General features: G+C 66.2%; 22 protein-coding genes. 14 read left to right on the top strand and 8 right to left on the bottom strand.

The annotated features are described in order from the left end of the window. The first annotated feature begins 211 nt into the window (after nucleotides 1-211). From hemE to HZY97_RS12755, 4 genes are all read left to right on the top strand, one after another. Nucleotides 212-1,234, top strand: coding sequence for a uroporphyrinogen decarboxylase (hemE, locus tag HZY97_RS12770; protein WP_180144603.1), 1,023 nt, complete (start codon nucleotides 212-214; stop codon nucleotides 1,232-1,234). A gap of 5 nt (nucleotides 1,235-1,239) precedes the next feature. After that, nucleotides 1,240-1,692, top strand: a complete 453-nt coding sequence (locus HZY97_RS12765; RefSeq protein WP_180144099.1) for a CopD family protein — start codon at nucleotides 1,240-1,242, stop codon at nucleotides 1,690-1,692. 222 nt (nucleotides 1,693-1,914) lie between these two features. Continuing rightward, entirely contained in the window at nucleotides 1,915-3,171 is a 1,257-nt protein-coding gene (rho, locus tag HZY97_RS12760) for a transcription termination factor Rho (protein ID WP_180144097.1), read from the top strand. 106 nt (nucleotides 3,172-3,277) lie between these two features. Next, nucleotides 3,278-3,979, top strand: a complete 702-nt coding sequence (locus HZY97_RS12755; protein WP_180144095.1) for a TerC family protein — start codon at nucleotides 3,278-3,280, stop codon at nucleotides 3,977-3,979. Between the two features lie 48 nt (nucleotides 3,980-4,027). Here HZY97_RS12755 and HZY97_RS12750 read toward each other — a convergent pair whose 3' ends face one another. Then, nucleotides 4,028-4,729 carry a dienelactone hydrolase family protein gene (locus HZY97_RS12750; RefSeq protein WP_180144094.1) on the bottom strand — a complete coding sequence of 234 codons (702 nt, stop codon included), beginning with the start codon at nucleotides 4,727-4,729 and terminating at the stop codon, nucleotides 4,028-4,030. Then, entirely contained in the window at nucleotides 4,726-5,202 is a 477-nt protein-coding gene (locus HZY97_RS12745) for a methylated-DNA--[protein]-cysteine S-methyltransferase (RefSeq protein ID WP_180144092.1), read from the bottom strand. Before HZY97_RS12745 ends, HZY97_RS12750 begins: the two co-directional genes overlap by 4 nt. Nucleotides 5,203-5,250: 48 nt before the next feature. On the opposite strand from HZY97_RS12745, the gene HZY97_RS12740 reads away from it, so the two are divergent. The 7 genes from HZY97_RS12740 to HZY97_RS12710 are packed head-to-tail and all read left to right on the top strand — an operon-like array spanning nucleotide 5,251 to nucleotide 11,109. Continuing rightward, nucleotides 5,251-5,484 (top strand): DUF6489 family protein, encoded by a 234-nt coding sequence (locus tag HZY97_RS12740; protein ID WP_180144090.1) that lies wholly within the window; start codon nucleotides 5,251-5,253, stop codon nucleotides 5,482-5,484. Then, complete coding sequence (gene mnmE / locus HZY97_RS12735; RefSeq protein WP_180144088.1) at nucleotides 5,484-6,767, top strand: tRNA uridine-5-carboxymethylaminomethyl(34) synthesis GTPase MnmE; 1,284 nt, start codon at nucleotides 5,484-5,486, stop codon at nucleotides 6,765-6,767. The genes HZY97_RS12740 and mnmE overlap by 1 nt, the downstream gene beginning before the upstream one ends. Before the next feature lie 57 nt (nucleotides 6,768-6,824). After that, on the top strand, nucleotides 6,825-8,657 hold the full coding sequence (gene mnmG, locus HZY97_RS12730) for a tRNA uridine-5-carboxymethylaminomethyl(34) synthesis enzyme MnmG (protein ID WP_180144087.1): 1,833 nt from the start codon (nucleotides 6,825-6,827) through the stop codon (nucleotides 8,655-8,657). Beyond that, the gene (gene rsmG, locus HZY97_RS12725; protein WP_180144085.1) at nucleotides 8,654-9,277 is read left to right on the top strand and encodes a 16S rRNA (guanine(527)-N(7))-methyltransferase RsmG; all 624 of its coding nucleotides are present in this window, start codon (nucleotides 8,654-8,656) and stop codon (nucleotides 9,275-9,277) included. Before mnmG ends, rsmG begins: the two co-directional genes overlap by 4 nt. Beyond that, nucleotides 9,274-10,056, top strand: coding sequence for a ParA family protein (locus HZY97_RS12720; RefSeq protein ID WP_180144083.1), 783 nt, complete (start codon nucleotides 9,274-9,276; stop codon nucleotides 10,054-10,056). The genes rsmG and HZY97_RS12720 overlap by 4 nt, the downstream gene beginning before the upstream one ends. Beyond that, nucleotides 10,053-10,934: a ParB/RepB/Spo0J family partition protein gene (locus HZY97_RS12715; protein ID WP_180144081.1), complete on the top strand. Its 882-nt coding sequence runs from the start codon at nucleotides 10,053-10,055 to the stop codon at nucleotides 10,932-10,934. The genes HZY97_RS12720 and HZY97_RS12715 overlap by 4 nt, the downstream gene beginning before the upstream one ends. 4 nt (nucleotides 10,935-10,938) lie before the next feature. Then, a complete protein-coding gene (locus HZY97_RS12710) occupies nucleotides 10,939-11,109 on the top strand; it encodes a hypothetical protein (RefSeq protein ID WP_180144079.1) in 171 nt (56 codons plus the stop codon). A 16-nt stretch (nucleotides 11,110-11,125) separates the two neighbouring features. Here HZY97_RS12710 and holA read toward each other — a convergent pair whose 3' ends face one another. From holA to HZY97_RS12690, 4 genes are all read right to left on the bottom strand, one after another. Beyond that, entirely contained in the window at nucleotides 11,126-12,142 is a 1,017-nt protein-coding gene (gene holA, locus HZY97_RS12705) for a DNA polymerase III subunit delta (RefSeq protein ID WP_180144077.1), read from the bottom strand. Further along, the gene (gene lptE, locus HZY97_RS12700) at nucleotides 12,139-12,654 is read right to left on the bottom strand and encodes an LPS assembly lipoprotein LptE (protein WP_180144075.1); all 516 of its coding nucleotides are present in this window, start codon (nucleotides 12,652-12,654) and stop codon (nucleotides 12,139-12,141) included. The genes holA and lptE overlap by 4 nt, the downstream gene beginning before the upstream one ends. Continuing rightward, entirely contained in the window at nucleotides 12,651-15,119 is a 2,469-nt protein-coding gene (gene leuS, locus HZY97_RS12695; RefSeq protein WP_180144600.1) for a leucine--tRNA ligase, read from the bottom strand. The genes lptE and leuS overlap by 4 nt, the downstream gene beginning before the upstream one ends. Before the next feature lie 123 nt (nucleotides 15,120-15,242). Next, on the bottom strand, nucleotides 15,243-15,680 hold the full coding sequence (locus HZY97_RS12690) for a DUF3576 domain-containing protein (protein WP_180144073.1): 438 nt from the start codon (nucleotides 15,678-15,680) through the stop codon (nucleotides 15,243-15,245). Between the two features lie 221 nt (nucleotides 15,681-15,901). On the opposite strand from HZY97_RS12690, the gene HZY97_RS12685 reads away from it, so the two are divergent. Beyond that, entirely contained in the window at nucleotides 15,902-16,630 is a 729-nt protein-coding gene (locus tag HZY97_RS12685; RefSeq protein WP_257215030.1) for a hypothetical protein, read from the top strand. A 3-nt stretch (nucleotides 16,631-16,633) separates the two neighbouring features. On the opposite strand, the gene HZY97_RS12680 is transcribed toward HZY97_RS12685, so the two are convergent. Continuing rightward, the gene (locus HZY97_RS12680) at nucleotides 16,634-17,116 is read right to left on the bottom strand and encodes a thiamine phosphate synthase (protein WP_257215029.1); all 483 of its coding nucleotides are present in this window, start codon (nucleotides 17,114-17,116) and stop codon (nucleotides 16,634-16,636) included. Between the two features lie 58 nt (nucleotides 17,117-17,174). Between HZY97_RS12680 and HZY97_RS12675 the strand changes: the two genes are divergently transcribed. Further along, nucleotides 17,175-17,843: a YggS family pyridoxal phosphate-dependent enzyme gene (locus tag HZY97_RS12675; RefSeq protein WP_180144067.1), complete on the top strand. Its 669-nt coding sequence runs from the start codon at nucleotides 17,175-17,177 to the stop codon at nucleotides 17,841-17,843. After that, nucleotides 17,840-18,502: an HAD family phosphatase gene (locus tag HZY97_RS12670; protein ID WP_180144065.1), complete on the top strand. Its 663-nt coding sequence runs from the start codon at nucleotides 17,840-17,842 to the stop codon at nucleotides 18,500-18,502. Before HZY97_RS12675 ends, HZY97_RS12670 begins: the two co-directional genes overlap by 4 nt. Here the strand turns inward: HZY97_RS12670 and HZY97_RS12665 are convergent. After that, complete coding sequence (locus HZY97_RS12665; RefSeq protein WP_373684357.1) at nucleotides 18,499-18,876, bottom strand: hypothetical protein; 378 nt, start codon at nucleotides 18,874-18,876, stop codon at nucleotides 18,499-18,501. The two genes, HZY97_RS12670 and HZY97_RS12665, sit on opposite strands and share 4 nt — an antisense overlap. Between the last annotated feature and the right edge of the window lie 33 nt (nucleotides 18,877-18,909).

Here is an 18,909-nt window from a genome sequence, read left to right as displayed (position 1 = left end):
TGATTCGTCCACAACCACGTCCCCAGCCTGTCGTTCCGATCCACACTCTGTGGATAATGGGGATAGCGCCGCCGAATCCGGGGACTTCCGTGGGGCGGCTGGAGTCAATCTGTTGGCAAGTCGCGGACGAGTGCATAAGCCCCGGCTTTCACGCACCAACAGACTCCAACAATCCTTAGATTCTCTTCTTTATAGTTTTAGGACCGAGGCCCTGACCGCACTTTCCCCCAAGCCGCTGCTCGAAACGCTGAAGGGCGTTCGACAGGAGATTCCGCCCGTCTGGCTGATGCGTCAGGCCGGTCGCTATCTGCCCGAATATCGCGCGCTCCGGGCCGAGAAGGGCGGGTTCCTCGCACTGGCGCTCGATCCCCACGCTGCTGCCGAGATCACCCTCCAGCCGATCCGCCGCTTCGGCATGGACGGTGCGATCCTGTTCTCCGACATCCTGATGGTGCCGATGGCGCTTGGGCAGGAGCTGTGGTTCGAAACCGGCGAAGGGCCCCGCCTGGCACCGACCGTGACGGCCCGCACCATCCTGGATAGCCTTGAATCGCGTCCTGAGGCCCTGCAGCCGGTCTATGCGACCGTCCGGCAGGTGTCGGCCGCCCTAGACGCCAAAACGACCTTCCTGGGCTTTGCAGGCAGCCCCTGGACCGTCGCCACCTATATGATCGCCGGCCAGGGCAGCCGCGAACAGGCCGAGGCACGACGGCTGGCCTATAGCGACCCCGGGCTGATGCAGGCGCTGATCGACCGGATCGCCGATTGCACGATCGACTATCTCACGGCGCAGATCGATGCCGGCGTCGAGGCGGTGCAGTTGTTCGACAGCTGGGCCGGCAGCCTCAGCCCGGAGCAGTTCGAGCGCTGGGTGATTGCGCCTACCGCGCGGATTGCTGCTGCGATGAAGGACAAGGCGCCGGTGATCGGTTTCCCCAAGGGTGCCGGCGGCAAGCTCCCCGCTTATGCCCGCGAGACAGGCGTCGACGCGCTCGGGCTCGACGAGACGGTCGATCCCGTCTGGGCGAATGCCGTTCTTCCCGAGGGCCTGCCCGTGCAGGGCAATCTCGATCCGCTCGCGCTCATCGCCGGCGGTGAGACGCTGGATCGTGCGGTCGACCGGATCCTTTCGGCCTTCCCAAGCCGTCCGCATGTCTTCAATCTGGGCCACGGCATCCAGCAGGACACGCCGATCGCGCATGTTGAGCGGCTGCTGGCACGGATCAGGGGATAAGCGAAATGGCTGGCTGGCTGGGCAATGCCTATTTGTGGGTCAAGGCGTTCCACATCATCTTCGTGATCTTCTGGATGGCCGGCCTCTTCCTGCTGCCGCGCTATCTCGTCCATCACCAGGAAGCGCTGGGCACGCCCGAGGCCACTGCCTGGGAAAAGCGCGAGGCGCTGCTCCGCAGGATGATCCTGTCGCCGTCGATCGGCATGGTCTGGCTGCTCGGCCTCGCGCTTGCCGCCAATGTCGGACTGTTCGACGGGCTGCCGGGGCTCGGCTGGCTCCACACCAAGCTGCTGATCGTCATCCTGCTTTCGGGCTATCAGGGCTGGGCGGTCGGCTATTCGAAGAAGCTGGCGAAAGGGCAGGGCAAGATCGCCTCGCGGCGCCTGCGAATGATCGGCGAATTGCCCGCGCTGGCAGTGATCCTCATCGTGATCCTGGCGGTGGTGAAGCCCTTCTGAGCGTTCGCGTAACAAAATTGCGCCATACTCTCGTCGTCCGCAACTTGAAGTCTGTCGCAAAAGCGCATCACAGACCGTCGGGACCGGTTGACTTGGGGGTGCGCCACTCCTAATTCGACGCTGTGGACCGGGTCACCGGGACATCCCTCCTCCAAGCATCGACTTTCGCGCGCGACCTTACCGCCGACCGACGCTCCCCCCAGATCAACATCCGGACTCCAAATGCACCTCAAGGAACTCAAGAAAACCCCGCCCGCAGAGCTGGTCTCGATGGCCGAGGAGCTGGGCGTCGAGAGCGCGTCGACGCTGCGCAAGCAGGACCTGTTGTTCGCGATTCTCAAGGCCCAGGCCGAGAATGGCGACCAGATCATGGGCGAGGGCACGATCGAAGTGCTGCCGGACGGCTTCGGCTTCCTGCGCAGCCCCGAGGCGAATTATCTCGCCGGCCCCGACGATATCTATGTCTCGCCCAACCAGGTCCGCAAGTTCGGCCTGCGCACCGGCGATACGGTGGAAGGCGAGATCCGCGGACCCAAGGACGGCGAGCGCTATTTCGCGCTGATCCGCCTGGTCTCGGTCAATTTCGACGATCCCGACGCAGTCCGCCACCGGGTCAATTTCGACAATCTCACCCCGCTCTATCCCGAGAGCAAGCTGACGCTCGACCAGCTCGACCCGACCCAGAAGGACAAGTCGGCGCGCGTCATCGACATCGTCTCGCCGCAGGGCAAGGGTCAGCGCACGCTGATCGTTGCGCCGCCGCGCGTCGGCAAGACGGTGATGCTCCAGAACATCGCCAAGGCGATCACCGACAACCATCCCGAAGTCTTCCTGATCGTGCTGCTCATCGACGAGCGCCCCGAGGAAGTTACCGACATGCAGCGCTCGGTGAAGGGCGAGGTGATCTCCTCGACCTTCGACGAGCCGGCGCAGCGTCACGTGCAAGTCTCTGAAATGGTGATCGAAAAGGCCAAGCGCCTGGTCGAGCACAAGAAGGACGTGGTGATCCTGCTGGACTCGATCACCCGTCTCGGCCGTGCCTACAACACCGTGGTCCCGTCGTCGGGCAAGGTGCTGACCGGCGGTGTCGACGCGAACGCCCTGCAGCGCCCGAAGCGCTTCTTCGGCGCCGCGCGCAACATCGAGGAGGGCGGTTCGCTCTCGATCATCGCTACTGCGCTGATCGACACCGGCAGCCGCATGGACGAAGTCATCTTCGAAGAGTTCAAGGGCACCGGTAACTCGGAAATCGTCCTCGACCGCAAGGTGGCCGACAAGCGCATCTTCCCGGCGCTCGACGTCGGCAAGTCGGGCACCCGCAAGGAAGAGCTGCTCGTCGACAAGGCCAAGCTCACCAAGATGTGGGTCCTGCGCCGTATCCTCATGCAGATGGGCACGATCGACGCGATGGAGTTCCTGCTCGACAAGATGAAGGACTCGAAGACCAACGAGGACTTCTTCGACTCGATGAACCAGTAATCTCGCTTCGCTTTCCTGCGAGGGAAGGGAGCCGAGGATCGGACAAGCGAAGGCCGGGCGTGCTGCCCGGCCTTTTCTTTTGCCCGCGCCGCGCTAGGGCTTTGGGATGCTCGACATGCTCCTCAGCGCCGCGACGGCCGGCATCGGTTCCCCGCTCGACATCTGGCACCATATCGTCGCCGATTTCTCGAACATCACCGAGCCTGCCGCGCTCGCCGCCTTCGGCTCGGTGCTGATGATCGACCTGGTGCTGGCCGGCGACAATGCGATCGTCGTCGGCGCGCTTGCTGCCGGCCTGCCTGCGGACGAGCGCAAGAAGGTCATCCTGATCGGCATCGGCGCGGCGCTCATCCTGCGCATCATCTTCGCGCTGGTGGTGAGCTGGCTGATGGGGATCGTCGGTCTGATCTTCGCCGGCGGCCTGCTGCTGCTCTGGGTGAGCTGGAAATTCTGGCGCGAGATCCGCGAGGGCGGGCCGCATGCCGACGAACATGAGTCGGGCCTGAAGCCAGCCAAGAGCTTTGCGGCTGCCGCCTGGGCGGTCGCAGTCGCCGACGTCTCGATGAGCCTCGACAATGTCCTTGGCGTTGCCGGCGCCGCGCGCGAGCATCCCGGCATCCTCGTCGTCGGCCTTTTGCTCTCGGTGGCGCTAATGGGCTTTGCGGCGAACCTCATCGCCCGCCTGATCAACCGCTATCCCTGGATCGCCTATTTCGGCCTGGCAGTGATCGTCTTCGTTGCGGTGCGGATGATCCATGAAGGCTGGGTCGGCACGCCGCAGACGCCGGGGATCACCAGCTTCTTCTGAGGATCCGGTATCCCCCGGCTTCCGCCGGGGGCTCGCAAACTCAAGATCTTAGCCGAGGTTCTTCGCAAAGAACTCGGCCGTCCGTCCATCGGCCAGCCTGGCAGCCGCGTCGGAACGGCGCTTGCCGAAAGTATCGGCGAAGCCGTGGTCCTCGCCGGCATAGTCGAACAAAGTCACCTTGGGATGGTCGTCCAGCCCCGCATGCATCGCCGCCTGTGCTTCGGGGCTGACGAAATGATCGGCCTGCGGAATGTGCATCAGCACCGGGCGCGAGATGCCGTGCTTCTCGCCGAGCAGATTGTCGATGCCGACGCCGTAATAGCCGACGCTCGCGTCGCTGTCGGTGCGCGTCGCGGTCATGAATGCCAGGCGGCCACCCAGGCAGAAGCCGACCACGCCGACCTTGCCGCCATCACCGAGCAGCTTGCGCGCCGTCTTGATCGTCGCCTCGATGTCGCGGATGCCGGCGTCCTGGTTGAACTTGCCCATCAGACCAAGCGCCTGCTGGAACTGCTCGGGGACATCCGCGTCGAGCACGATGCCCGGCTCGAGCCGCCAGAACAGGTCGGGCGCTAGGCTCAGATAGCCCTTGGCGGCCCAATCATCGCACTTCTGGCGGATTCCCGGGTTCACGCCGAAAATCTCCTGGATCACGATGATCGCGGCCCTGGGCGCGCCTTCGGGACGGGCGACATAAGCCTGGAAGCTGCCGCTGCCGTCGATCGTGTCGATGCTGATCATTTCGCTCATAATAAGGTCCTTCCGGAGAGGCGGCGCTCATGCTCGAGCAGCCAGGATTTGGTCTTGGGTCCGTCACCGCCCGAATAATTGCCGAGCTTGCCGCCATCGGCGAGCACGCGGTGGCAGGGGACGAGGATCGGAAAGGGGTTGTTCGAGCAGATCTGCCCGATCGCCCGCGCGCTGGAGCCGGTAAGCCGGGCGAGTTCGCCATAGCTCAGCGTTTCGCCATAGCCGATGCCGATCATCGCCTGGCGCAGCTCTTCTCCGCGCGGCGTGGGCAAGGGCTGGAGCGGAAGATCGAAAACCTGCCGTTCGCCGGCGAACCAGGCTCCAAGCTGTGCGATCGCTTCTCGGACCGCGGCGGCGCTGCCCGGGGAGGGCGATCCCTCGCCAATCTGGACCGAGACAAGCGCAGTTTCGCTGCCCTCGACCCGCACCGGGCCGATGGGCGTTGCGATCACACCATGGTCGCGCGCATACATGGCCTTTGGACTAGCAGCCGCGGTGCGGCGCGCGCAACGGAGATGCCCATGAAGATCAACGTCGAGGTGGAATGCACGCCCGAGGAAGCGCGGCGGGCAATGGGGCTTCCCGATCTCGCACCGGTGCATGAGCGCTATGTCTCGATGATGGTCGATGCGATCGACAAGCAGGGCAGCCCCGAGGCCTTCCAGCAGATGCTGCAGAGCTGGTCGCCTATGGGTGAAGCGAGCATGGGCCTGTGGCGCGCGATGTTCGACGCCGGGAGCAAGACCGGGAAGTAATGGATACGATCTATGCGGTTTCCAGCGGCGCCCCGCCCGCCGCGATTGCGGTGCTGCGCGTCAGCGGGCCGCAGGCGTTCGCGGTGGTGCGCGACTTTGCCGGGGACCTGCCGGCTCCGCGCCGGGCTGCGGTGCGGGCGCTGCATGATCCTAGTGACGGTGCGCTGCTTGATCGCGCGCTTGTGCTCTGCTTCCCGGGGCCAAACAGCGCGACCGGGGAGGACCTTGCCGAATTCCATCTTCATGGCGGACGCGCGGTGGTCCGTGCGGTCGAGACGGCGCTGGCTGCCCGGTCGGGTCTCCGGTCAGCCGAGCCTGGCGAGTTCACGCGCCGCGCGCTGCTGCACGGGCTGATCGACCTGAGCGAGGCAGAGGGGCTGGGCGACCTGCTGTTGGCCGAGACTGAGGCGCAGCGCCGGTCGGCGATCCGGTCGGCGGAAGGGGCGGTGCGCTGCGAAGTCGAAGGCTGGACCGATCGGTTGCTCGGGTTGGCCGCCCGTGTCGAGGCCGAGCTCGATCATAGCGACGAGGACGATGTCGCCGACGCGGCGCTGTTGCCCGCGATCCGATCGGGTGCGGTGGCGTTGGCGGCGGACATTGCGGCGGTGGCAAGCCGTCCGCCGGTCGAACGGCTGCGCGACGGCATACGCGTGGTACTCGCCGGCCCGCCCAATGCGGGCAAGTCGTCGCTGTTCAATGCAATGGCTGGTCGCGATGCCGCGATCGTCTCGCCGATCTCCGGCACGACCCGCGACCGGATCGAGGCACCGGTGGTCCGCAGCGGGATCGCTTGGCTGCTGATCGACACCGCCGGCCTGGCAGAACTGCCCGGCGACGCGATCGAGGCGATCGGTATTGCCCGTGCTCAGGCCGCTCAGGCCGAGGCGGATATTCTCCTGTGGCTGGGCGATGAGGTGCCGCCCGCACATGACAATCTCCTGTGGCTCAATCCTCGCGCCGATATGCCGGGGCGCGGTACCGATGCGCTGCGCCTCTCGCTGTCTTCATTGACCGGGGAGGGCATGGATCGGCTTTGGGAGGCGATGGCAACCCTTGCCGGAAAGTTGCTCCCGCCACCCGATCAGATGGCGCTCAACGCCCGCCAGCGAGAGCTCTGCCAGGCGGCGGCGGCATCGCTTTATGCGGTCGAGCGCGAGGCCGACCTGCTTCTCATCGCCGAGCATATCCGCAGCGCGATGCGTGCGTTCGACGGAATCACCGGCCGAGCGGGGGTAGAAGCGATGCTCGATGCGCTGTTCGGCCGGTTCTGTATCGGCAAATAAACTGTTCCACGTGGAACGGTTTTGACGCGCGGCGCCGGATTCTGTAGCGCGCGGGCAATGGACTTCGACGTCATCGTCATCGGCGGCGGCCACGCCGGGACCGAAGCGGCTGCCGCTTCGGCGCGCCGCGGCGCGCGCACGGCGCTGCTCAGCTTCGACCTGGCGAAGCTCGGGGCGATGTCGTGCAACCCGGCAATTGGTGGGCTCGGCAAGGGCCATTTGGTGCGGGAAGTCGACGCCTTCGATGGGCTGATGGGCCGCGCCACCGACGCTGCCGGCATCCATTACCGGATGCTCAACCGCTCCAAGGGTACCGCGGTGCAGGGGCCGCGCGTCCAGGCCGACCGGGTGCGCTACGCTGCTGCGATCCAGAAGATGCTCGCGGAACAGCCCGATCTCCACCTCGTCGCGGGGGAGGCGGAGGCGCTGGAACTGGCGAACGGCGCTATCGCCGGGGTTCGCCTGGCCGATGGCACGCTGCTATCCTGCCGAGCGGTAGTGCTCGCGACCGGCACCTTCTTGGGCGGCCGCATCTTCCGGGGCGAGGAGCGCGAGACCGGCGGCCGGGTAGGCGAAGGCTCTGCCATCCGCCTAGCCGAGCAACTGCGTGAGCTCAGCCTTCCCATGGCCCGGCTCAAGACCGGCACGCCGCCGCGTCTCGACGGCCGCACGATCGACTGGGCGCGGATCGAGGAGCAGCGCTCCGACAGCGATCCCTGGACGATGTCGCCGCTCACCCGGGCACGTCTCCTCCCGCAGCTTCACTGCGGCGTCACCCGCACCACCCATGCCACGCATGATGCGATCCGCTCCGGCCTCGACCGCTCGCCGCTGTTCACCGGTGCGATCGACGCGCAGGGGCCGCGCTACTGCCCGTCGATCGAGGACAAGATCCATCGCTTCGGCGATCGCGACGGCCATCAGATCTTCCTGGAGCCGGAAGGGCTCGACACCCACTTGATCTACCCGAATGGCATGTCGACTTCGCTGCCGGTTGATATTCAGGTCGCGATGGTCAACTCGATCCCGGGGCTGGAGGCGGCGGCTATCGTCACCCTTGGCTATGCGGTGGAGTACGACCATATCGACCCGCGTGCGCTCGACGCCACACTGGGCCTCCCGGCGATCGCGGGTCTGTGGTGCGCCGGACAGATCAACGGCACCACCGGCTATGAAGAAGCGGCGGGGCAGGGGCTCGTGGCCGGCCTCAACGCCGCCGCGCATGCCCGCAGCCTCGCCCCGCTGATCCTCGACCGGGCGACTTCCTATCTTGGCGTCATGGTAGATGACCTGGTGCTGCAGGGCGTCACCGAGCCCTATCGCATGCTCACCGCCCGCGCCGAGTTCCGCCTGCGTCTCCGCGCGGATAACGCCGGCACCCGCCTCGGCCCGATCGCTGCCGAACTCGGGTGCCTGGGGGCCGAGCGGCTCGCCTGGCTCAAGGATCGCGAACAGGGCAGGGCCGCGCTCGACCAGCTCTTCGCCGTTGAGCGCACCGCCTCCGCACTTGGCAACCGCGGCGCTCCGGTATCCCAGGATGGCGCTCGCCGGCCCGCACGCGACTGGCTACGCTTCCCCGGCATCGAGCTCGAGCATCTCGACGTGCAGCCCAACGCCGATCCGGCGCTGCTGGCCGAATATATCGAGGATGCGCGCTATGCGCCCTATCTCGAGCGCCAGGAGGCGGAGGTTGCCCAGCTCCACGCCAATGATGCCGTGAAGCTCCCTGAAGCCATGGACTTCACTGCAATCGCCGGCCTCTCCAACGAGATGGTCGAGAAGCTCACCGCCTCCCGCCCCGAGACCATTGGCGCGGCAGCGCGTATCCGCGGCATAACGCCGGCGGCGCTGTCCGCCATTCTCCTCCACGCGAAACGGCGAGCTGCATGACTGAAGACGAAGCCCGGGGCTGGATCCGTGCACATTTCAATGTTTCACGTGAAACGCAGCTACAAAAGTTCGCAGAGATATTGCGCGAAGAATCGACCCAACAGAATCTGATTTCGGCGTCGTCGTTCGACACGCTTTGGGCACGCCACTTCGTCGATTCCGCCCAGCTTATCCCACTGGCTGAAGAAGCCGGAGAGGGCGCTTGGGTTGATGTCGGCACGGGCGCCGGCATGCCCGGCCTGATCGTTGCGCTGCTGATCGACCGCCCGATGGTGATGGTCGAGCCCCGCATTCGCCGCGTCGAGTTCCTTCGCGCGGCTGTCGAGGCGCTGGGTATCGGCGATCGAGCAAAGGTCGAGCACGCCAAGATCGAAGCGTACAAGCCCAAGCGCAAGGCGGCGGTCATTTCGGCCCGTGCGGTCGCTGCATTGCCCGATCTGTTCAGATCCACAGGCCATTGCACAGACTCATCCACAATATGGTTGCTTCCCAAGGGGCGTAGCGCGCATTCGGAGGTGGAAGCCGCGCGCGCGAAATGGCAGGGTGTGTTTCACGTGGAACCCAGCATTACGTCGCCTGAGTCAGGTATCGTGGTCGCGCGAAAGGTACGCCCGAGATGATCGTCATCGCTATCGCCAATCAGAAGGGCGGGGTGGGCAAGACCACCACGGCGATCAATGTCGGCACCGCGCTCGCCGCCACCGGCCAGCGCGTGCTGCTGATCGACCTCGACCCGCAGGGCAATGCCTCAACCGGCCTCGGCATCAGCCGCGCCGAGCGCGAGCATTCGAGCTATGATCTGCTCGTCACCGATGTCGATCTGGTCGATGTCGCCTCGCCGACCAAGGTGCCGGGGCTCGACATCGTTCCCGCGACGCAGGATCTGTCGGGCGCGGAGATCGAGCTGATCGAGTTCGAGGCACGCACCCATCGGCTCGACGCGGCGATCGCGCGGCACAATGCGCAGCGCTGGGATGTGATCCTGATCGATTGCCCGCCGTCGCTTGGCCTGCTGACCGTCAACGCGATGGTCGCGGCGCACGCGCTGCTCGTGCCGCTCCAATGCGAGTTCTTCGCGCTCGAAGGCCTTGGTCAGCTGCTCAACACCGTCGAGCGCATCCGCAGCCGCTTCAACCCCGGCCTGTCGATCCTCGGCGTGGTGCTCACCATGTATGATCGCCGCAACCGCCTGACCGATCAGGTTTCGGACGATGTCCGCGCCGTGCTCGGCCGCGTCGTGTTCGATACGGTAATCCCGCGCAACGTCCGCCTGTCCGAGGCGCCGAGCCATGGTTTGCCGGCGTTGATCTACGATCATCGCTGCCCGGGCTCCGAAGCCTATATCGCGCTGGCCCGCGAAGTGATCGATCGCCTGCCCAAGCTCAAGAAAGCCGCATGACCGAAGCAACCCGCAAGCCTCGCCCCGGCCTCGGCCGCGGGCTCTCCTCGCTGCTCGGCGACAATGTCCCCGAAGCCCCGGTCTCGGGCACGCCCGAGGCGAATTCCGGGCTGCGGATGCTGCCGGTCAGCTCGCTGGTGCCACATCCGGACCAGCCGCGCCGCCATTTCGACGAGGAAGCGCTCGAAGAGCTCGCCCAGTCGCTCAAGCAGCGCGGGCTGATCCAGCCGATCGTCGTTCGCCCGTTCGGCCATAACTACCAGATCGTCGCCGGCGAACGCCGCTGGCGCGCGGCGCAAAAGGCGCGGCTGCACGAAGTCCCGGTAATCGTTCGCGATTTCGACGATACCGAGACGATGGAAATCGCGCTGGTGGAGAATATCCAGCGCCAGGACCTCAATGCGATCGAAGAAGCCGAGGCCTACGCCCGGCTGATCCGCGAGTTCGGCCACAGCCAGGAAGCGCTGGGCAAACTCGTCCACAAGTCGCGCAGCCACATCGCCAATCTGCTTCGCCTGCTCGATCTGCCCGAAGGCGTTCGCCAGATGGTCGTGGTCGGCGATATCGACATGGGCCATGCCCGCGCGCTGATCGGTGCGCCCGAGGCAGAGAAGCTTGCCCGTGAAGTCGCCAGCAAAGGGCTGTCGGTGCGCGAGACCGAAAAGCTGGCCCGCCACGCCAAGCCCAATTCGAAGCGCAAGGCCGATCCCAAGATCCGCGATGCCGATATCATGGCGCTCGAGCACCAGCTCGGCGATGTGCTCGGCCTCAACGTCAAGATTGCCCATAGCGCCAAGGGCGGCACGCTGGTGCTCGCCTATTCGACGCTCGACCAGCTCGACATGGTCTGCCAGCGCCTGAGCGGCGAGCGGATCTGATCCGATGGGTGAGCGGCTCCAGCTGTTGCGGGACCGCTATACGCTGTTCCTCGGTCCGCTGGTGCTGCTGATGGCCATCGGTATCGCAAGCGCCGCGGTGCTCGCTTGGGTGGCCGGTATTTTGTTGCTGCTACTTACGCTGAACAAGCTGGTCGGGCTGGCAGCGAAGAAATAGCCGTGATCCCGGCGCTCTAGCCCCGAGCTCGCGCTGCCTGGCGTGCGATCGTGACGGCTTCCGCTTCCGCCAGCACTTCGCCGGCGCTGCCCGAATGCATCAGGGCCCGCTCGGCTTCGCGGACGCGATCGATTGCGCGAGCGAGCTGGACGCTGTTCCAGCGGCGGAGCGCGCGGCCGGTCGATGCCTTTTCGCGGAAGAAAACGCGATGTTTTTCAAGTACTTCGTCTATGTCGCCGCCGCGATCGAGGTCGATGCGCATATCGGCCATGCCCTGTAGCCGCCGGGCGAGCTGGCGCATCAGCGGCACGCCGATGCCCTCGCCCAGCCGGGCAAGCTCGGTGCCGATGTCGCTCACCCGGCCGTCGACCACCGCAGTGATTGCGTCGCTCAGGTCCGAATCGCCCAGATCCGCGCCGATTGCATCCAAAGCGGTGCTATCGGCATCCTTGGGCCGCTCAGGCGCTGCATCGAGGTAAAGCGCCAGCTTCTCGATCTCGCGCGCCAGGATCGCGCGGTCGCCCGCGGTTGCTGCGGCCAGCCGCTGCGGCACGTCGCCCATCAGGCGGAGGCCGTGCTCGCGCGCGACATTGGCCGCCAGGCGGGTCGCGTCCATGCCCTCGGGCACGTAACAGGCATGGGCATAGGCATTCTGCGCGGCGATCACCGCCTTGACCAGCTTGCCGCTCGCCTTGAGCCCCGGGCCGATCGCCACCACCGGATTGCCGGCGCGCTCGGCGCTGAGCAGCAGCCCGATCGCCTCGGCAGCGCCTTCCTCGGCACCAAGCAATCGGATGAAGCGCGTTCCCCCGAACAGCGACATCGACGCGGCCTCATCGGCAAGCCGCCCCGGCTGCTCGCGCAGCATCTTCATGTCGAGATCGACACGCTCGGCGTCGGGACCCAGCGCCTGGCCGAGCCTGGTGGCAAGATCGGCGGCGCCAGCCTCGTCGGGGCCGTGGAACAGGTAAAGCCGCGTGTCGGGCTTGGGCTTCTCGATCGCGGCGCGGATCTGCGTCGCGTTGGCCTTCACTGGCCGCCCGCCGCGGGCGCGGTCTGCGCATAGCGGGCGACGCGCGCCACGATCTGGTCCGCGACGATGCCCGAAAGCCGCTCGAGCGCGGTCTTCTCGGCGGCGATCGTCGCATATTCGCTGCCGACCACGTCGATACCGGCGTCCGAGCCGGCGGTGGCGTCAAGCACGACATTGCCGTTGCTCAGGTCGACGAGCTGGTAGCGCGCGCGCAGGATGCGCCGCTCGCGCGTCACCGAGTCATCGCGGCGCACGCCGAGGCCAGAAATCTGGTCGTCGAGCTGGACGTCGAGCCGGTAGCGCGCGGTGCCGCCATGATCGAGCCGGTCCTTGAGCGCATTGGCGACCAGCCAGCCCGACTGGCCGCCCTGGATCGGCGCGACTTCGATCGCGGAAAGCGTGGAGCGCACCGTGCCGTCGGGTCCGCCGCCATAGAGCGGACGCAGGCCACAGCCCGAAAGCGACACGGACAGGGCCAGCGCGGTGGCGGCGAGGAGCGCTACTCGCTTCATGCGACGATATTGACCAGACGATCGGGCACGACGATCACCTTCTTCGGTTGGTTGCCTTCGAGCGCCCTAACGATCTTCTCGCTGGCAAGTGCCGCGGCCTCGACATGATCCTTGGCCGCGCCCTTCGGCATTAGCAGCGTATCGCGCAGCTTGCCATTCACCTGGACGGCGATCGTCACTTCATCGTCGACGAGCAGCGCGGGGTTCACTTCGGGCCAGTCCGCGTCGGCGATCAGGCCGGTCTGGCCCATGGCGGCCCAGGCTTCCTCGGCGATATGCGGCACCATCGGCGCGACGATGCGGGCGAGTGTACGGATTGCGTTCGTTCTGGACGCCGAAGCTTGCGCCTTCTCGATCGCGCCGACCAGTTCGTACAGCTTGGCGACCGACTTGTTGAAGGTCAGCGCCTCCACATCCTCGGCGACGCCGGCGATCGTACGGTGCAGGCGCTTGTCGAGCTCCTTGTCCTCGCCGGTGCCAACTTCGTCTTCCGTAACGCTATGGAAGAGTCTCCACAGCCGGTTCACGAAGCGCCAGGCGCCTTCGATGCCGTTCTCGCTCCACTCGAGATCGCGCTCGGGCGGGCTGTCGGAGAGCATGAACCAGCGCACCGCGTCGGCGCCGTACTGGTCGACGATCGGCTCGGGATCGACGGTGTTCTTCTTCGACTTGGACATCTTCTCGATGCGGCCGATCTCGATCGGCTCGCCCGAGGCACGTTCCACTGCGCCGGCGCTGTCCTTGCGGATCTCCTCCGGCGAGAGCCAGCGGCCGTCGAGGCTCTTATAGGTCTCGTGCGTCACCATGCCCTGGGTGAACAGGCCCTGGAACGGCTCGGCCACGTCGAGCTTGCCGATATGGCGCAGCGCCCGGGTGAAGAAGCGCGCATAGAGCAGGTGCAGGATCGCATGCTCGACACCGCCGATATACTGGCCGACCGGCAGCCACTGTTCGGCCACTGCCTTGTCGAACGGCTTGTCCGCAGGCTGGCTGGCGAAGCGAATGAAGTACCAGGAGGAATCGACGAAAGTGTCGAGCGTGTCGGTTTCGCGCCGTGCGGGCGCGCCGCACTTCGGGCAGTCGACATGCTTCCAGGTCGGATGCCGGTCGAGCGGGTTGCCGGGGATGTCGAACGACACGTCCTCGGGCAGCACGATCGGCAAAGAGTCGCGCGGGGCGGGGACCACGCCGCAGCTCTCGCAATGGATGATCGGGATCGGCGTGCCCCAATAGCGCTGGCGGCTGACACCCCAATCGCGCAGGCGCCACACTGTCTGGCCCTTGCCCCAGCCGCCATCCTCGGCACGCTGGATCACCGCGCGCTTGGCGTCGGTCACGTCCATCCCGTCGAGGAAGTGCGAGTTCACCAGCGTGCCCGGGCCGGTATAGGCCTCAGCATCGTGGAATGCGGACTCGGTCTTGTCGCCTTCGGAGACGACGCGACGGATCGGAAGCGAATATTTGCTGGCGAACTCAAAGTCGCGCTGGTCGTGCGCGGGCACGCCGAACACCGCGCCGGTGCCATAGTCCATCAGCACGAAATTGGCGATGTAGACCGGAACTTGCCAAGCGTTATCAAAGGGATGCGTGGCAGTGAGGCCGGTGTCATAGCCCAGCTTCTCCTGCGTCTCCAACTCGGCCGCGGTGGTGCCGCCCTGCTTGCACAGCTCGATGAACGCGCCAACTTCCGCGTTCGAAGCGGCCAGTTTCTGTGCGATCGGATGGTCGGCTGCGACGGCAATGAAGCTCGCGCCGAAGATCGTATCCGGCCGGGTGGTGTAAACTTCGAGAGCTTCGCCGTCTGAAAGCGTCCAGTGGAACTGCAGGCCTTCCGACTTGCCGATCCAGTTCTCCTGCATCAGCTTGACCTTGTCGGGCCAATGCTCGAGCCCGCGCACGCCCTCGAGCAGGTCGTCGGCGAACTGGGTGATCTTGAGGAACCATTGGCTGAGCTTGCGCCGCTCCACCAGCGCACCCGAGCGCCAGCCGCGCCCGTCGATCACCTGCTCATTGGCGAGCACGGTCATGTCGACCGGGTCCCAATTGACCGCCGATTCCTTGCGATAGACCAGCCCGTTCTCGAAGAAATCGAGGAAGATCGCCTGTTCGTGCCCGTAATAATCGGGCTCGCAGGTGGCGAGCTCTCGGGTCCAGTCGAGCGCGAAGCCCAGCCGCTTCAGCTGCGCCTTCATCGTCGCGATATTGGCGCGGGTCCAGTTGCCCGGATGGACCTTCTTCTCCATCGCCGCATTCTCGGCCGGCATGCCGAACGCGTCCCAGCCCATCGGGTGGAGCACTTCCATGCCCTTCATCCGCCGGAAGCGCGCAAGCACGTCGCCCATCGTGTAGTTGCGGACGTGGCCCATATGGATGCGCCCCGACGGATAGGGGAACATCTCGAGGACGAAGCTCTTGGGCTTGGGCGAATCGTCACGCGCGGCGAAAGTGCGGTTCTCTTCCCACATTTTCTGCCACGCGGCGTCCGCCTTCAACGGGTTGAAGCGAGACAAATCAGTTCCTGCTGCTCTCTTGCGATGCCGGCCTGCTTCGCCGGACGGGAGAGCAGGCAGGTACCGCCACTAATGAAATTACTTGGTCGCCACCGCGGCACGGCGCAGATCGCGGGCGCGGGTAAGGATGATGTCCTCGAGCTTCTGCACCGTCGCGGCCTGGACCGGCGCGGCGACCCAGGCGCCGCTGCGGTTGACTTCGCGAAGGGCGGCCACGCGCAGCGCATCGGCACGGAGATCCTGGTCGAGGATCGTCACGGTCACCTTCATCCGCTCCGTCTGGACGTTCGGGTTCACATACCAGTCGGTCACGATCACGCCGCCGTTCGAATCGGTCTGGAGCAGCGGCATGAAGCTCAGCGTGTCGAGGCTGGCGCGCCACAGATAGGAATTCACGCCGATCGTGGTCACCTTCGACGCGGCGAGGTCAGCCTCCACGCCCTTGTTCTTATGGCCGCACGCGGTGATCGAGAGAGCAAGCGACCCCAGGATCGCGGTGCGCAACAGGCGGTTCATCGTCACATTCCTACCAGGCAAAAAGTCGAAAGCATCTATAGGGGCTCATGTGGCGGGAGCAAGGCGGAAGCCGAGAGCCGATTCGTGCGTTGGGACAGGGTGGTTAAGGCCCTGAAAAGCGGAATCTGTGGGTCTTGGGCAACACCGTCACGAAATTTGTGCCACCGGTGGAACCTCGGTTCTGAATCATGGTAGGCGATCCTATCTAGGGAAACATGCTGATGCGAGTCGTACAGGTCAGGACAGGGATTGCACTGGGGGCGCTTAGCGTCGCCGGGCTCCTGCTCGCGCCTGCGATTCAGGCGCAGACCAGCAGGACCGAGCGTGTGGCCCCGGCCAAGCGCGCGGCGCTTCCGCTGCGCGGCGACATCGGTACTTTTACCCCCGCCGCGGCTGATCCCAAGCTCGCTGCGGTGCTCGCCCGTTCGGGCCTGCCCGAAGGCAGCTTCCGCTTCACTCCGGCTGAATCGCGCGGCAATGCCCGCGGCGTGACGGTTGCAGTCCGCTCGAGCACGAGCCGGGCGCTGCGCAGCCGTGACGTAACGCGCGAAGTCGCGTCGGCGGCGCCGGTCAGCCTGGCGCCGATCTCCTACAATCTCGGCGTCTCGGTCGGCTGGAAGCGTCTCGCCGTTTCGGGCGACGTGACTCGCGTCGAACTGGTCGATCAGCCGGGCAGCCGTGAGCGTGCTGATGTCGGCGTCAGCTATACCGGCAAGCGCCTCAGCGGCCGCGTCAGCGCCGCCGCCGATCGTCCGCTGGCCAACACGCCGGTGTTGATCGGCGACAAGCCGAGCTACTCGATCGATGTCGGCGGCAGCTATTCGCTGACCCGCAACCTCGATGTGACCGCCGGCGTGCGCTATCGTAGCGAGGAAGATCGCCTGCCCAAGCTCAACGACACCCGTCGCGAGAGCCAGGCCGTCTATGTGGGCACCGCCTTCCGCTTCTGAGCGTTAGCGGGTCCAGGCGTCGATCGCCGCCCATCCATATAGTCCGAACGGCTTGAGGCTCGCAGCCTTGCGCGCGTCCATGCCGCCCAGAGCAATCACCGGCACGTCGAGCCCGCGCACCAGCAGCCCGAACCGTACCCGGCCCAGCGCCCGCGCGCCGGGGTGCGAGCGGGTGGGGAACGCTGGTGAGACGAACAGCGCGTTTGCGCCTGCGCGCAGTGCTGCGACCGCCTCGCGCCGGTTATGCGCCGGCGCGGTGCGGAGTCCGCGACCACGCCTGCCATGCGCGCCTGCTTCGCCGCGCATCGGCTGCGACCCTGCGCGGACCAGCACCAGCCCGCGCCGCCTGGCGACCTTCAGCACCCTCGCGAACAGCGCCCGGCGTTCGACAGCGGCCAGGCCATAATGCCGGAACACCACGCCGGCGCCGCGCGGCAGCCGCTCGAGCGCATCCCACAGCGCTTCGCCCATGCGTTCGTCGGTCATCAGCCAAAGGCGCGGGAGGGGGTGGCGGCGGCGCATCGCCCTGCCTATAGCGCGGACCATGCCGATAGACGAAACCAGTCAGCGCCTTGCCGATGTGCGCGCCCGAATCGCGCGTTCCGCGAAGATCGCGGGGCGCAAAGCCGATGATGTCACGCTGATCGCCATCTCCAAGATGCACGACGTCGACGCCATCCAGCCGCTGATCGACGCCGGCCAGCGCGTGTTCGGCGAGAATCGCGTGCAGGAAGCCGAAGCCAAGTGGCCGAAGTTGCGCGAGACGACTCCCGACATCGCGCTCCATCTGGTCGGGCAGCTCCAGTCGAACAAGGCGGACGAGGCCGTCGCGCTGTTCGACGCGATCCATTCGGTCGACCGCCCCTCGCTGGTCGCTGCGCTGGCCAAGGCAATGGACAAGGCCGGCAAGCGCCCGGACTGCTTCCTCCAAGTCAATATCGGTGACGAAGAACAGAAGGGCGGCTGTCCGGTCGCCGATCTGCCGGCCTTGCTCGTCGAGGCGCGCGCCGCTGACCTGCCCGTACAGGGCCTGATGTGCGTGCCTCCGCTCGAGCTCGAGCCCGCGCCTTATTTCGCCCTGCTCGCCAAGATCGCCCGCGACCACGGCCTCACCGGCCTGTCGATGGGCATGTCGGGCGATTTCGAGACCGCCGTGACCATCGGCGCGACGCATGTCCGCGTCGGCACTGCCCTGTTTGGAGTTCGTGGATGAAGTACGACGCGATCCTGTTCGATTTCGATGGCGTGCTGCTCGAGAGCGAAGCGGCCGGCAACCGCCAGATCGCGGCGTATCTGACCAGCATCGGTCACCCGACGAGTCCTGAGGACTCGATGGCCAACTTCATGGGCCTGGCGGGTGCCGATTTCCTCGGCGCGGTCGAGAAGTGGATCGGTCGCGCGATCCCGGATGACTTTCACACTGCCCGCGCCGAAGAGGATGCCCGCGTGCTGGAAGAGGGCCTGCCCGCCGTCGCCGGTGCGATCCGTTTCGTCGAAGGATTGCCGGCTTCGTTGCCCCGCGCGATTGCCTCGTCGAGCACGACGCACTGGATCAGCAGCCATCTTGAGCATCTCGGCATCCGTGCCGCGTTCGGCGACCATATCTATAGCGGCCGCGAGCACGTTACGCGCGGCAAGCCCGCGCCCGATCTCTACCTTTATGCCGCCGCCCAGCTCGGCGTGCCGATCGAGCGTTGCGTGATCCTCGAGGATTCGCCGGTGGGCGTCACCGGCGCGGTGGCGTCCGGCGCGGATGTGATCGGCCTGTGCGCCGGCTCGCACTGCGCGCCCGACCATGCCGAGCGGTTGCGGGCGCTCGGGGTGACGCTGATCGCGCACGACTTCGACGAAGTCGCGCGGTTGGTCGCTTAAAAGCCCTTCGCCTCTCGGGCGAGGAGATAGTCGCGTAGCGCCATGGCGTCAGACAGTGCGTTGTGCGGGCGTTTGCTGAGCGCGGCGCTGTCGAAGCCGAAGGCGTCGCACAGCTCGAAGCGGATGCGGTCGATCGGATAGCGATGCCCCGGTGCCGCGATCAGCAGCGTCGCGGCATGGGCGATATCCTCGGGCCAGTCGGCAACCAGCAGCGGATCGGGATCGTCGCCGAGATAGGCCGCGAAGGCCCGCCCCATCGCCTCGCGCGAGATCGGCGCCACGTCGAGCGCGGGCAGGATATGCTCGGCCACCCAGTCGGTGGGGTCGGGGCAGGGCAGCGCCGCGTAGAAGGGCGCGCCGCCATCCTCGGGCACCAGCGCCAGCGCGATCAGCGCCCCGCCGAATCC

The sequence above is a fragment of the Sphingomonas sp. R-74633 genome (assembly GCF_013416555.1).
Classification (GTDB): domain Bacteria; phylum Pseudomonadota; class Alphaproteobacteria; order Sphingomonadales; family Sphingomonadaceae; genus Sphingomonas.
Note: the sequence above shows the minus strand (reverse complement) of the source record. Positions and strands in the feature narration are given on the sequence as shown.

Bases quoted from the DNA above. Each gene is read 5' to 3' on its own strand.
- HZY97_RS12765 (WP_180144099.1), top strand. From the start codon at position 1,240: ATGGCTGGCTGGCTGGGCAATGCCTATTTGTGGGTCAAGGCGTTCCAC.
- rho (WP_180144097.1), top strand. From the start codon at position 1,915: ATGCACCTCAAGGAACTCAAGAAAACCCCGCCCGCAGAGCTGGTCTCG.
- HZY97_RS12755 (WP_180144095.1), top strand. From the start codon at position 3,278: ATGCTCGACATGCTCCTCAGCGCCGCGACGGCCGGCATCGGTTCCCCG.
- HZY97_RS12750 (WP_180144094.1), bottom strand. From the start codon at position 4,729: ATGAGCGAAATGATCAGCATCGACACGATCGACGGCAGCGGCAGCTTC.
- HZY97_RS12745 (WP_180144092.1), bottom strand. From the start codon at position 5,202: ATGTATGCGCGCGACCATGGTGTGATCGCAACGCCCATCGGCCCGGTG.
- HZY97_RS12740 (WP_180144090.1), top strand. From the start codon at position 5,251: ATGAAGATCAACGTCGAGGTGGAATGCACGCCCGAGGAAGCGCGGCGG.
- mnmE (WP_180144088.1), top strand. From the start codon at position 5,484: ATGGATACGATCTATGCGGTTTCCAGCGGCGCCCCGCCCGCCGCGATT.
- mnmG (WP_180144087.1), top strand. From the start codon at position 6,825: ATGGACTTCGACGTCATCGTCATCGGCGGCGGCCACGCCGGGACCGAA.
- rsmG (WP_180144085.1), top strand. From the start codon at position 8,654: ATGACTGAAGACGAAGCCCGGGGCTGGATCCGTGCACATTTCAATGTT.
- HZY97_RS12720 (WP_180144083.1), top strand. From the start codon at position 9,274: ATGATCGTCATCGCTATCGCCAATCAGAAGGGCGGGGTGGGCAAGACC.
- HZY97_RS12715 (WP_180144081.1), top strand. From the start codon at position 10,053: ATGACCGAAGCAACCCGCAAGCCTCGCCCCGGCCTCGGCCGCGGGCTC.
- HZY97_RS12710 (WP_180144079.1), top strand. From the start codon at position 10,939: ATGGGTGAGCGGCTCCAGCTGTTGCGGGACCGCTATACGCTGTTCCTC.
- lptE (WP_180144075.1), bottom strand. From the start codon at position 12,654: ATGAAGCGAGTAGCGCTCCTCGCCGCCACCGCGCTGGCCCTGTCCGTG.
- leuS (WP_180144600.1), bottom strand. From the start codon at position 15,119: ATGTGGGAAGAGAACCGCACTTTCGCCGCGCGTGACGATTCGCCCAAG.
- HZY97_RS12690 (WP_180144073.1), bottom strand. From the start codon at position 15,680: ATGAACCGCCTGTTGCGCACCGCGATCCTGGGGTCGCTTGCTCTCTCG.
- HZY97_RS12685 (WP_257215030.1), top strand. From the start codon at position 15,902: ATGCGAGTCGTACAGGTCAGGACAGGGATTGCACTGGGGGCGCTTAGC.
- HZY97_RS12680 (WP_257215029.1), bottom strand. From the start codon at position 17,116: ATGACCGACGAACGCATGGGCGAAGCGCTGTGGGATGCGCTCGAGCGG.
- HZY97_RS12675 (WP_180144067.1), top strand. From the start codon at position 17,175: ATGCCGATAGACGAAACCAGTCAGCGCCTTGCCGATGTGCGCGCCCGA.
- HZY97_RS12670 (WP_180144065.1), top strand. From the start codon at position 17,840: ATGAAGTACGACGCGATCCTGTTCGATTTCGATGGCGTGCTGCTCGAG.